Genomic DNA, 375 nt, shown 5'->3' on the forward strand with positions numbered 1-375 from the left:
GCAATTAGCCGCGGATGAGGCCGCAGCGCCATGCGCGCCGCCGCCCGCGCCGGCGCGCTTCAATGAGGCCGCGGCAATTAGCCGCGGATGAGGCTCCACGCTCCTCCACGCCCTGCGCACCGCGCTGGTGCTTCAATGAGGCCGCGGCAATTAGCCGCGGATGAGGTTTCGCGACCGGGTCGGGGTACGAGGGCCGCTACATGCTTCAATGAGGCCGCGGCAATTAGCCGCGGATGAGGGCGTTGCAGCAGCACGCACACTGCGCTAACCGTCCTACGCTTCAATGAGGCCGCGGCAATTAGCCGCGGATGAGGGCGTTGCAGCAGCACGCACACTGCGCTAACCGTCCTACGCTTCAATGAGGCCGCGGCAATG

This window comes from Plasticicumulans lactativorans (genome assembly GCF_004341245.1).
GTDB classification, from domain to species: domain Bacteria; phylum Pseudomonadota; class Gammaproteobacteria; order Competibacterales; family Competibacteraceae; genus Plasticicumulans_A; species Plasticicumulans_A lactativorans.